Raw genomic sequence first — 9,975 nt, 5'->3', positions numbered from 1 at the left:
CATCGAATCGGCCGAGTTGTAGCGCGAGCCCATGCCATTGTCGGTGAGCACCCAGAACGAGCCGTCCGGCATCACCTTGATGCCGGAATGGCCCTGCAGCGGCTGGCCCTTGAACGGCAGCGACACGCCGGTCGGGCGCTCGTAGGATTTTCCCATCACGCTGCCGACGGCGTCGATCCGGCGGCCGGTGGTGTATTTGCCCGCGGTCTTGAGATCGGCAGGCGCATCGGCGGGCGCTTCGACAAAGGATTGCGCCGGCAGCACGGCATGGCCCTTGAGCGTGGCTGGAAATTCGCCTTCGCCCTGTGCGAACGCGGCCCCCGCAGCCAGAACGATCGACGCGACGGAACAAAGCAGTGACATGCGCATGGTTAGTCTCCTAGAGTTGACCATGCGGTGTTCTGCGCAGCGCGCGTTACAGCGCACTGACGAATTTATGAAGGGGGCGTGACGCCTGTGGGCGAATCTGCGGCCTTACGCCGCCGCTGAATCATCGATCGATCGGCGGTCCTAGCTGTTCGGGCCGCGGTCCATGCTGACGGGTTGCCAGCGCCGAAGCGAGGTATTTTGCAGCACCGACGGATTGACGCAGCTTACCGGCCACATGCCCTGCAGTACCAGTGACAATTCGTAGCCGACGCGGCGCTTGCGCGCCTCGTCGAAGCGTGCCGATGCCGAAGCGACATGGGCGGTCAGGGTGACGTTTTCCATCGATAGCATCGGGTTGTTGTGGGACGGCGGTTCCTTTTCCAGCACGTCGAGGGCGGCGTGCGCGATCCAGCCCTCCTGCAGCGCCTTGATCAGGGTTTCCTCATCGACGGTCGGACCGCGCCCGGTGTTGATGAAGATGGCGGTGGGTTTCATCTGCCGAAAATGCTTTTCGCCGAGCATGTGGTGAACCTCCGGCCGCGCCGGGGCATGCATCGACAGGAAATCGGATTGCGACAGCACTTCGGACAGCGTCGCCGGCATCACGCCATGATCGGAAATCAGCGTCTCCTGGATGAAGGGATCATAGGCCATCATCCTGAGGCCGAACGGGGCGGCGCGCCTGGCGACGGCGCGGGCCACCCGGCCGAACGAGATGAAGCCGAGCGTCTGCCCCATCAGGCGGGGGATCTTCAGCAAAGCCGGGCGGCCCTCCGACCAGCGGCCTTCCCGGACCATCCGGTCCTGCGTGACCAGCTGGCGAAAGCCGGCCAGCAGCAGCATCATGGCGTGGTCGGCGACTTCCTCGATAAAGGTGTCGGGCACGTTGGTGACGGGAATGCTGCGCGCGGTGGCGGCTTTCACGTCGACGCTGTCGACGCCGACGGTTCCGAGCGTGATGACCTTGCAGTTTTCGAGGGCATCGATGACGGCCTTCGAGATCGGCATGCCCTTGGCGTAGATGGCGTCGGCGGTGCGGGCGGCGGCGATGAATTCCGCCTCGTTGGCCGGCGCCTCGATGATCTCGGCGCCGATCGGGTCGAGCGCCTCTTTCTCGTAATCATAGCCGCCGCCGGCGACCGTGAAACTCGCGCCCTTCGGCGTCACCACCCTGAATTTCGGCATTTTCTGCTCCCCGATTTGACACTTCGGTGTTGGTTATGGCCGCGACCCTCGTCGCCGCCTCGCTATTCCAGCATCTTGATCAGCCCCACACAACTCCCGGCTGTTGTGATGAAAAAGACGGCAGTTGCGCGTGTACTTCTACGGAAGGGACATCGTAACAAAACGCTAATGGATTTCACTATAGCGTGATGCGAATCATTCCGCCAACGGGCTCGCCAGCCGCGCCCACAATCCCCCGGAGACTGCCCGTGAAGCTGACCAATCTGACGATCACCCCCAAGCTCGGCATTCTGGTGGGTGTGACGCTCGTTGGTCTCTGTATGGCAGGTGTCCTCGCCGGCTATTTGATGCAACGCGAGATGATGAGCGCCCGCATCGAACAGACCAGGGCGATCGTCGAGATGGGTCGCAATTTGGCCGTCGGGCTGCAAAAGCAGGTCGATGCCGGCCAGCTCACCAAGGAAGCTGCGATCGCCGAATTTGCTCGCCGCGGCAATTCGATGACCTTCGACAAGGGGGCCGGTTATCTGTTCGGTTACACGATGGACGGCATTACGCTGATGTCGCCTGACCCCAAGCAGCACGGCACGAACCGTCTCGATATTGAGACCAATGGCAGAAAGCTGGCGCGGGAATTGCGCGACGGTGTGGCTGCGAAGGGCGAGGTCACCCTGGAATATGAATATCGCAAGCCGGGTCAGGAAGAGATCATTCGCAAGATCTCGTATGCCGTTGCAGTCCCCGGCTGGAACATGTTCGTTGGGACCGGTGCCTATATCGACGATATCAACGCCAAGCTGAAGCCGATCATGTGGGTTTTGGCTCTGGCCATTCTCGGCATCGGCGTGATCGCCGGCAGCATCGCCTGGATGATCGGCCGCAGCATCAGCCGTCCGCTCGGCCAGCTCGGCGACCGCATGCAGGCGTTGGCGAATGGCTCGCTGGAAGGTGACATTCCCGGCATCGGGCGCGGCGACGAGGTCGGCAAGATGGCCGCGACCGTCCAGATTTTCAAGGACAACGCAATGCGGATTCGCGGGCTGGAAGAGGCCGAGGCGGAGATCCAGGGACGCGCCGCGGCGGAACGCCGCGCGGCGATGGAAAACCTCGCCAGCGATTTCGAACGCAGCGTCAACGGCATCGTCCGCTCGGTGTCGACGGCGGCAGCGGGCATGCAGTCCACGGCGCAGTCGATGACGGCTACCGCGAGCGACGCCAGCGCGCGCGCCGCGACCGTCGGGGCCGCGTCCGAGAGCGCGTCCAACAACGTCGGAACGGTCGCGGCGGCGGCGGAAGAACTTTCGAGTTCGGTCGCCGAGATTTCCCGTCAGGTGACGCGGTCGAGCGAGATCGCCAGCCAGGCGGTGGCCGGTGCCGAACGCACCAACGCCACCGTCGGTGCGCTGTCGACCGGCGCCGAGAAGATCGGCGAAGTGGTCAAGCTGATCCATTCGATCGCAGCCCAAACCAATCTGCTGGCGCTCAACGCCACCATCGAAGCGGCGCGGGCCGGCGAGTCCGGCCGCGGCTTCGCGGTCGTGGCCTCCGAGGTCAAGGCGCTGGCCAACCAGACCGCAAAGGCCACCGAGGAAATCTCGGCCCAAGTCGCCGCGATGCAGGCTTCCACCAGCGATGCGGTCGTCTCGATCGGCGGCATCACCGAGACCATTGCCCAGATGAGCGAGATCACCGTCAGCCTCTCGACCGCGATCGAACAGCAGGGTGACGCCACCCGCGAGATCGCGCGCAACATCCAGTCGGTCGCGGCCGGATCGAGCGAGATCAGTGCCCATATCGGCGGCGTCTCCACCGCCGCGGCAGCCACCGGCACCGCCGCTTCAGACGTGCTTTCGAACGCCCGCGAGCTCGATAATCAGTCCGGCATGCTGCGCGTTGCGGTCGACGAATTCCTGACCAAGGTTCGCGCGGCGTAATCGCGAGGGTTACGTGCCCCGGACGCTGCGCAGCGCGCCGCTCTTGCGGCGTGATGCGCTGCAGAGCCGGGGCCTGGACGGATGAAAGTGGGTCCCGGCTCAGCGGTGCACCGCAAGAAGCGCTGCACCGCGTCCGGGACACGCAAGCAGCGGAAGGTCTCTACTGCTTCTCGATGCCGGCGCCCTTGATCAGTTTCTCCCACACCACCAACTGCTCCTTCAGGAACGCGGCGAACTCTTCGGGCGGCCCCGAAAACGCCTCCATGCCGCGGTCGGCGAGCTGACCCTTGATGTCGGGTCGTTCGACCACCTTGCGGATCTCCGCGTTCAGTCTGGTGACGATATCCTTCGGGAGGTTGGCCGGGCCGAGATAGCCTTGCCATGACGTGATGTCGAAGCCCTTCACCGTGGCATCCATGGTGGGAAGTTCGGGCAGCAGGGCGGAGCGCTGCTTGGTGGTGACCGCAAGCGCCTTCAGCGCCTTGGCGTTGACATGGGGCAGGCCGGTCGGGACATCGATGAACATCATCGAGACACGTCCGGCGATGAGGTCGGTCAGCGCGGGCGGCGAGCTCTTGTAGGGAACGTGAAGCAGTTCGATGCCGGCGAGGCTGGCGAACGTCGCACCCGACACGATCGCGGCGGAGCTGCCGCTGGCATAGGAGTACTTGCCTGGCTCCTTCTTGGCCAGCGCGATCAGTTCGGCCACCGAGTTTGCCGGGATGTCCGGGTGAATCACCAGCATGAACGGCAGATCGCCGGACCGCGCGATCGGCGTGAAGTCCTTGATCGGATCGTAGGTCATGTTCTTCATCAAATACGGATTGGCCGAATGCGGCGTATTCGTCGACACCATCAACGTATACCCGTCCGGCGCGGATCGCGCGACATGGCTCGCCGCGAGCGCGCCGTTGGCGCCCGGCTTGTTCTCGATCACGATGCCGACGCCGAGGGCGGTGCCGAGTTCCTTGGAGATGATCCGGGTTGTGGTGTCGGTGCCGCTGCCGGCCGCGAAAGGCAGCACCAGCGTGATGGTGCGGTTCGGGTAGGGGGCCTGCGCGGATGCCGCGGATGTCAGTCCGGCGAAGATCACTGCGAAGGCCGCAGCTGCACCCAGGCGTTGTGTCGATAGCGAAATCATTCCGTTTCGTCTCCCTTAGAGCCTTCTTGAGGCTTTTCTGATGGATTTCCTGCGGGCCACGCTAGCCTGCCCGAGGCCAAAACGAAAGCCGGTACTGCGCTGCAGCTATCCGTCACTTGCATAGGTTACTGGGCCGCCGATGCGGGCCTTGAGGCGATCACCACGCCGGCCAGCACCAGCACATATCCCGTCAGATGGAACAGCCGCGGCTGCTCGCCGAGCAGCAGGATCGCCATCGCCGAGCCGAATACCGGCACCAGATGAAGGAACGGCGAGGCGCGGTTCGGCCCGATCAGCGCGATGCCGCGGTTGAAGAACAAATAAGCCAGCGTCGATGGAAAGATCATGACGTAGATCACCGTCGCCGCCGTCAGCGCATCCGGCTTCAGCCTGACGCCGGTCGAAAACTCCCAGATCGAGAACGGCAGCAGCAGCAGCGCGCCGCAGCCGATGGTGAAGGAAATCAGTGACAGCTGGTGGATCTTTGGCCGCCGCGTGATCAACGCCGAATACAGTCCGAAGCTCAGTACCGCGCCGGCGAACATCACGTCGCCGCGGTTGAACTGGATACTGACGAGCGCCGCGAGATCGCCGCGCAACAGGATGGTCAGCACGCCCGCGAGCGAGATCGTGATGCCGGCGAATTGCGCGAGAGTGAGCCGCATCCCGAACAGCAGCAGCGACCACAGCGCCACGAACAGCGGTCCCGACGACTGGATCAACAGCGCGTTCAGCGCCTCGGTATACTGCAGCGCCCAGTAGGAAATCGCATTGTTGAAGGCGAAACCGGTGGCCGATAGTCCCACCATCAGGGGCAGGCGTGCGCGCAGCGCCGGCCAGTCCTGCTTCAGATGCGGCCAGGCAAACGGCATCAGCATCAGGAAGGCGCCGATCCAGCGCACGCAGGACAGCGTCATCGGCGGCACATGGCCGGCGACATAGCGTGCGAGCACGATATTGCCGGCCCAGAACAGAGAGGTCAGGCTCAAGAGCAGATAGGGCTGGTTATTGAGCCATCTGACCGGGTCGGGGGCGGGCGGTGCGGGCGCGGGAATTGTCATTTGCTTCAGAGAAGAGTTGTGCCGGAATTCCGCCGCGCGACAAGTCCCGCATCCGCAATGCTACAATGCCAGAATCAGAGCGGGCGAGGAGCAGGCGATGGGCGTGGATCTGCTGAACATCACTGGGCTGAAGGAGCTGGAGCAGCAGGGGCCGGTCGTGATGGTGAACCTGATGCGGTTTCATGCGCGCTCGCTCGATGGCGACGGCTCAGGCTGGGATGCCTATCTGCGCTACAGCGCCCTGACGGTGCCGATGATCAAGGCGCGGGGCGGCACCCTGCTGTGGACCGGCGATGCCAAGGCGGTCGCGCTGGGCGAACAGGACGGCAATCAATGGGACTATCTGGCGCTGGTGTATTATCCCTCGGTGGCCGCCTTCATCGACATGATGACGTCGGAAGACTACGAGATGCGATGCGATCCGCACCGCCGTAACGGCTGTGCCGAGCATGTGATCATCGCGACGGCGGAGGCTTACAGCAAGTTCAAGAAGTAGGGTGGGCAAAGGCGCCCTTGCGCCGTGCCCACCATTCTTTGTTGCTGGTGGGCACGCTTCCGCCTTCGCTCTTCGAGCTACGACGGAAGCTTTGCCCACCCTACGAGATCAACTGATCTCCTTTCGCACCATCGCCGCGGCATCGCACATCGCCTTGAGCTTGCCGAAGGCGACGTGGCGCGGCATGTATTTCATGCCGCAATCGGGCGCGGGGATCAGCCGTTCCGCGGCGACATATTTCAGGCCATTGCGGATACGATCGGCAACCACTGCGGCGGTTTCGATTTCCGGGTTGCCGAGGTCGAGCACGCCGAGCATGATTTTCTTCGAGGATAGATCCTTGAGCACGTTGAGGTCGAGCTTCGGCTGCGCCGCCTCGATTGAAATCTGGTCAGCCGTCGTGTCGGACAGTTCCGCCAGAAAGGAATAGCCGGCGGGTTTCGTGGAGCCCGGCACCACGGCGGCATAGCCAAAACACAAATGCACCACGGTCGGCACCGTGATGCCGCGCAGCGCGCGGTTGATCGCCTTCACCGCATAGCGTTTTGCCAGTTCGGGATTGTTGCGGACCCAGGGTTCGTCGAGCTGGATTACATCGGCGCCGGCCTTCTGCAGGTCGAGGGCTTCGGCATTGACGGCCTCGGCGAAGGCCATCGCCAGTTCCTCGTCGTCGTCGTAGAATTCATTCTTGGCCTGCTGGCTCATGGTGAAGGGGCCGGGCAATGTGATCTTGGCGGCGCGGTCGGTGTTGCGGCGGAGAAACTCCGTGTCGCGTCGTTCGACCGGCTGGGTACGGCGGACCTTGCCGACCACGCGCGGCACCGGCGTTTCCAGTCCCGAGCGCGACTTGATCATCGCGGGATTGTCGATATCGATACCCTCGAGCGCGGTGGCGAACCGGTTCGAATAGCTTTCGCGCCGGATTTCGCCATCGGTCACGATATCGATGCCGGCGCGCTCCATGTCCCTGATGGCGACGATGGTGGCGTCGTCCTGGGCTTCTTCGAGATGCTCCTCCGGCACACGCCACATCGCGTGCATGCGGGTGCGCGGCACCACCTTCGACAGCATGGCGCGGTCGACCAGCCATTCCGGCTGCGGATAGCTGCCGACCACGGTGGTCGGCAGCAGATGTTTCGGCATGTTCAAGGTACAAACTTTCGCACCAGCTCCGGCGTAATCTCGCTGATGCTGCGGATGCCCAAGAGCGCCAGGTCGCGATTGACCTCCTCCTTGAGCAGCGTCAGCGCACGCTGCACCCCGGCTTCGCCGCCGGCGACCGCCGCATAGAGCAAGGGCCGGCCGACGAAGACGAACTGGGCGCCGAGTGCCAGCGCCTTGATCACGTCGGTGCCGCGCCGGATGCCGCCATCCAGCATCACGGTCATACCGCCTGCTTCGGCCGCGATCTCCGGCAGGGTGCGCAGCGCCGACACGGTAAAATCGAGCTGGCGGCCGGCGTGATTGGAGAGGATCACGCCATCGGCGCCGCTCTCGCGCGCGATGCGGGCATCTGCAGGCGAGATCAGGCCCTTGATCACCAGCTTGCCCTTCCAGCGGCGGCGGATCAGTTCGACATGCTTCCAGGCGAGCTGGTCGCGATGGCCGATGTTGCGCATCAGGTTCTTGGCCAGCACCGGCGGTCCGCGCTTGGCGTCCATGTTCTCGAAATGCGGCATGCCGTGGTTGACAAGCGTGCGCGCCCAGACGCCGAACAGCCAATGCGGATGGGTTACGGTGTCCCATGCGACGCGGGGCGTAATCGCCAGCGGGACCTGAAACCCGTTGCGGATATTGTTCTCGCGGTTGGGCGGCACCGGCACATCGGCGGTCACGACGAAGGTGTCGTAGCCGGCGGCGGCGACGCGGTCGACCAGTGGCTCGATGCGCGACGGTTCGCCGGCGAGGTAGGCCTGATACCAGGCATCGGGATTTTCCCGCCGCACGTCCTCCAGCGTGATCAGCGATGAGGCACTGAGGATCATCGGCAGGTTCATCGCGGCTGCCGCGCGCGTCAGCACGATGTCGCCGCGATAGGCGCACAGCGCCGACGAGCCCATCGGCGGAATGCCGAACGGCGCAGCATAGGTCTTGCCGAACAGCGTGGTGGTCTGCTCGCGGCCGGAGACGTCGTTCAACACCCGCGGCACGAAGCCGTATTCCTCGAAGGCGCGGCGGTTGTCGCGCACCGAGGCGTCGGTCTCGGCGCCGCCCGAGATGTAACCGTAAAGAAATTTCGGCAACCGGCGCCTTGCCGTCGCCTCGAAATCGTCGAGCGAAAGGTATTGCCGCAAGTTGCGTGGAACAACGCTGGTGGCGCGTTGCACCGTGGGCGGCGGCGGGGCTTTCATGGTCGCGATTTTGTCGTGCACGTTGGCGAGCCTTCTTCGGAGGGTCTTGGCCGGGATGGTGAGACAGCGCCGCGGGACGGTCAAGCGCCGTCCGCGGGCGCCTCGGTGCTAGCGTCGGGCAGGAGGGCGGCCGGCGGGCTTCGGGTCTGACTTGTTAATGGTTGCGCTGAGGTCCTGCAAGGCGCGGCGGGCGTCGGTGATCACGACGGCGGTGCGCTTGTCGAAACTCTGGATCAGTTCGCGAAGCGAGATCACGGTCGGCAACAGCTCGCCGCCATATTTGTCGCTGCCGACGTTGGCCAGAAACTTCTGGGTCTGGCCAAGGCCATCGTCGATGCCTTTCATGACGTCGTCGGCGACATCGACGATGTCGGTGATCCGTGGACCGTTGCTTGCCAGGCTCGCCGTGAACGTCTCGAAGTTGAGCAGCGTGTCCTTCACCGCCACTTCATTGTCCTTGATGACCTTGTCGATGTTGCGCAGCGCCACCCGGATCTTCCCCTGCGTGTCCAGCAGCGCGTCCGGATCGGCCGTCAGTACCGGCACGCCGTCCTTGTCCAGCGGAACCGGAGGGCCGTCGATCGCGCCGCCGGTCAACGAGATCGCGGCCACGCCGGTCAGCCCCTGAAATTCGAGCCCGGCCTCGGTGTCCTTTCGGACCGGCGCGGTGTTGTCGATCATCGCCAACGCCACCACCCGGCGCGGGTTATCCAGCGTCAGCGACACCACCTCGCCGACCCGGACGCCGTTCAAATTGACGCCGCCGCCCTTGTGAAGGCCGGATGCGGAGCCTTCGAAAACCACCCGGAGCGGGACCCGTCCCTGGACGCCGGTGTACTTCCGGATGCCGAGAAACGCGCCGAATCCCCCGGCGATCAGCGCCAGGGTCAACGATCCGATCAACAGGCTGCTCGCCCGCGGTTTCATGTCCGGTATCCAGCTGCAAACAGCGTCAAGGGATAGCGCAATTGCCGCCTCCAGTCACCGTTTTCCGGACGGGTAATGGGTCAGGCCGCGGTCGCGGGCTTGCGCGAGGCGACGAAAACACCTGATAGCACCAGCGCGAAGCCGATCACGTGGAACAGCCGCGGATGCTCGCCGAGAAAGACGATGGCCATCGCGGCGCCGAACATCGGGACGACATGAAAGAACGCCGCCGCGCGGTTGGCGCCAATCAGGTGCACGCCGCGATTGAAGCACAGATAGGCCAGGGTCGAGGGGAACACCGCGACATAGAACAGCGTCAGCAGGTTGGGGCCGTTGATCTGCATCAGCGGCCGGGTCATCAGTTCCCAGATAAACAGGGGAATGAGCGCAGCAGCCCCGCAGCCGAAGGTAAAGCCGACGAACGACAGGCCGTGGATCTGCGGGCGCTTGAAGGACAGCGTCGAGTACAGCCCGAAGATCGCCAGCGCGGCGAGGAAGATGACATCGCCGA

The 9,975-nt window shown here is 64.1% G+C and carries 9 protein-coding genes and 1 pseudogene; 2 read left to right on the top strand and 8 right to left on the bottom strand.

The window, feature by feature from the left end; genetic code table 11:
- Together Q7T45_RS22370 and Q7T45_RS22365 are read right to left on the bottom strand one after the other, a co-directional pair.
- Positions 1 to 369, bottom strand: a pseudogene (locus Q7T45_RS22370) (glycerophosphodiester phosphodiesterase); the annotation flags it as partial.
- A gap of 141 nt (positions 370 to 510) precedes the next feature.
- Positions 511 to 1,554 carry a C-terminal binding protein gene (locus tag Q7T45_RS22365; protein WP_304873650.1) on the bottom strand — a complete coding sequence of 348 codons (1,044 nt, stop codon included), beginning with the start codon at positions 1,552 to 1,554 and terminating at the stop codon, positions 511 to 513.
- 248 nt (positions 1,555 to 1,802) lie between these two features.
- Here Q7T45_RS22365 and Q7T45_RS22360 point away from each other — a divergent pair, with 248 nt between their 5' ends.
- Positions 1,803 to 3,488 (top strand): methyl-accepting chemotaxis protein, encoded by a 1,686-nt coding sequence (locus tag Q7T45_RS22360; RefSeq protein WP_304873648.1) that lies wholly within the window; start codon positions 1,803 to 1,805, stop codon positions 3,486 to 3,488.
- Between the two features lie 160 nt (positions 3,489 to 3,648).
- Here Q7T45_RS22360 and Q7T45_RS22355 read toward each other — a convergent pair whose 3' ends face one another.
- Positions 3,649 to 4,629, bottom strand: coding sequence for a tripartite tricarboxylate transporter substrate binding protein (locus tag Q7T45_RS22355; RefSeq protein WP_304873646.1), 981 nt, complete (start codon positions 4,627 to 4,629; stop codon positions 3,649 to 3,651).
- A gap of 125 nt (positions 4,630 to 4,754) precedes the next feature.
- Complete coding sequence (locus Q7T45_RS22350) at positions 4,755 to 5,690, bottom strand: DMT family transporter (protein WP_304873645.1); 936 nt, start codon at positions 5,688 to 5,690, stop codon at positions 4,755 to 4,757.
- A gap of 97 nt (positions 5,691 to 5,787) precedes the next feature.
- Between Q7T45_RS22350 and Q7T45_RS22345 the strand changes: the two genes are divergently transcribed.
- On the top strand, positions 5,788 to 6,186 hold the full coding sequence (locus Q7T45_RS22345) for a DUF1330 domain-containing protein (RefSeq protein ID WP_304873644.1): 399 nt from the start codon (positions 5,788 to 5,790) through the stop codon (positions 6,184 to 6,186).
- 108 nt (positions 6,187 to 6,294) lie between these two features.
- Here Q7T45_RS22345 and Q7T45_RS22340 read toward each other — a convergent pair whose 3' ends face one another.
- The 4 genes from Q7T45_RS22340 to Q7T45_RS22325 all read right to left on the bottom strand — a co-directional run.
- Positions 6,295 to 7,329, bottom strand: a complete 1,035-nt coding sequence (locus tag Q7T45_RS22340) for a uroporphyrinogen decarboxylase family protein (RefSeq protein ID WP_304873651.1) — start codon at positions 7,327 to 7,329, stop codon at positions 6,295 to 6,297.
- 2 nt (positions 7,330 to 7,331) lie between these two features.
- Positions 7,332 to 8,558: an alpha-hydroxy acid oxidase gene (locus Q7T45_RS22335; protein ID WP_304873642.1), complete on the bottom strand. Its 1,227-nt coding sequence runs from the start codon at positions 8,556 to 8,558 to the stop codon at positions 7,332 to 7,334.
- A gap of 87 nt (positions 8,559 to 8,645) precedes the next feature.
- Positions 8,646 to 9,464: an MlaD family protein gene (locus tag Q7T45_RS22330; RefSeq protein ID WP_304873641.1), complete on the bottom strand. Its 819-nt coding sequence runs from the start codon at positions 9,462 to 9,464 to the stop codon at positions 8,646 to 8,648.
- An 80-nt stretch (positions 9,465 to 9,544) separates the two neighbouring features.
- Positions 9,545 to 9,975, bottom strand: a 431-nt coding sequence (locus Q7T45_RS22325) for a DMT family transporter (RefSeq protein ID WP_304873640.1), incomplete at its 5' end; no start/stop codon positions are given.

Origin of the sequence: Bradyrhizobium sp., from assembly GCF_030646015.1 — a bacterium.
GTDB lineage: Bacteria > Pseudomonadota > Alphaproteobacteria > Rhizobiales > Xanthobacteraceae > Bradyrhizobium.
Note: the sequence above shows the minus strand (reverse complement) of the source record. Positions and strands in the feature narration are given on the sequence as shown.